The following is a 1614-nucleotide window of genomic DNA, read 5'->3' on the forward strand; positions in this document are numbered from 1 at the left end:
GTATAAGAGCATGAAATTTTAGTTCGTTTAAAATAATCTTTTGAAGAGGGAAAACCAGCACGTGCTGTTGAATTTACAGAAGAGCAAATGAAGATTGTTAAAGGCCTGCATTTACTTACAACGAAAGAAATGCTATATGTAGCAAACGTAAGTGAAGATGATATTATGGATCCTTCCGACAATAAATATGTACAAATGGTAAAAGAATTTGCAGCAAATGAAAATTCACAAGTAATYGTTGTATGTGCAAAAATMGAAKMAGAAATYGCTGAGYTAGAYGAGGAAGAGAARAAAGTATTCCTTGAAGAACTAGGYATTGAAGAATCTGGTTTAGATCAATTAATTCGTGCTGCATATGACTTATTAGGACTTGCTACTTACTTCACAGCTGGTGTGCAAGAAGTACGTGCATGGACGTTTAAACAAGGTATGAAAGCACCACAATGTGCTGGTGTTATTCATACGGACTTTGAACGTGGATTTATTCGTGCGGAAACAGTTTCTTATACTGATTTAATGACAAATGGCTCTATGACAGCTGCAAAAGAAGCTGGTAAAGTACGTTTAGAAGGAAAAGAGTATATCGTAAAAGACGGAGATGTTATGCACTTCCGCTTTAACGTTTAATTTAATATTTCCTAGGAAAAATAAAGATATGAACTTGGCAAATATATTATGTGTTTGCCAAGTTTTTTACGTATTGGTGAGTTGATTCATATAACTTACTATGATATAATCTAAACTCGTGAGTAATTACTATAAATTAATTGCTCCTTGCCCATTATGGGCCGTTTAGACCAAAAGGAGGTGAAAGTGTAATGAGAAAATACGAAATTATGTACATCATTCGTCCTGGCGTTGAAGAAGAAGCTCAAAAAGCTTTAGTTGAACGTTTCGCAGGTGTTTTAACAAACAATGGTGCAGAAATCATTAACACAAAAGAGTGGGGTAAGCGTCGTTTAGCTTACGAAATCAACGACTTACGTGAAGGTTTCTACATGATCTTAAACGTGAACTCTAACTCAGAGGCGATTAACGAATTCGACCGTTTAGCTAAGATCAACGAAGATATCCTTCGTCATATCGTTGTTAAAGAAGAAGAAAAATAATTGATATATAAGGGAGAGTGGTTCGATTGATGAATCGTGTTATCCTCGTTGGTCGTTTAACTAAGGACCCTGACTTACGTTACACGCCCAATGGTGTTGCAGTAGCTACTTTTACGTTAGCTGTGAATCGCGCATTTGCGAATCAACAAGGTGAGCGTGAAGCTGACTTTATTAATTGTGTAATATGGCGTAAACAAGCAGAAAACGTGGCAAATTATTTGAAAAAAGGTAGCTTAGCAGGCGTAGACGGACGTCTTCAAACTCGTAATTACGATGGACAAGATGGTAAACGTGTATATGTAACAGAAGTTCTTGCGGAGAGCGTACAATTTTTAGAGCCGCGTAATGGCGGTGGGGAGCAACGTGGTTCATTCAATCAGCAACCATCAGGAGCTGGTTTCGGTAACCAAAGCTCTAACCCATTTGGTCAATCTAGTAATTCAGGTAACCAAGGTAATCAAGGTAACTCTGGATTTACGAAGAATGACGATCCATTTTCGAATGT

The 1614-nt window shown here is 37.3% G+C and carries 2 protein-coding genes and 1 pseudogene; all 3 read left to right on the forward strand.

What is annotated here, in order from left to right:
• Positions 1-6: 6 nt before the first annotated feature.
• A pseudogene (locus AC1DJR_RS29155) lies at positions 7-627 on the forward strand (DUF933 domain-containing protein); the annotation flags it as partial.
• 191 nt (positions 628-818) lie between these two features.
• The gene (gene rpsF, locus AC1DJR_RS29160) at positions 819-1109 is read left to right on the forward strand and encodes a 30S ribosomal protein S6 (RefSeq protein ID WP_001233782.1); all 291 of its coding nucleotides are present in this window, start codon (positions 819-821) and stop codon (positions 1107-1109) included.
• Between the two features lie 26 nt (positions 1110-1135).
• On the forward strand, positions 1136-1614 hold a 479-nt coding region (gene ssb, locus AC1DJR_RS29165), incomplete at its 3' end, for a single-stranded DNA-binding protein (protein ID WP_477004163.1).

It is taken from the genome of Bacillus sp. 05T31 (assembly GCF_056396725.1).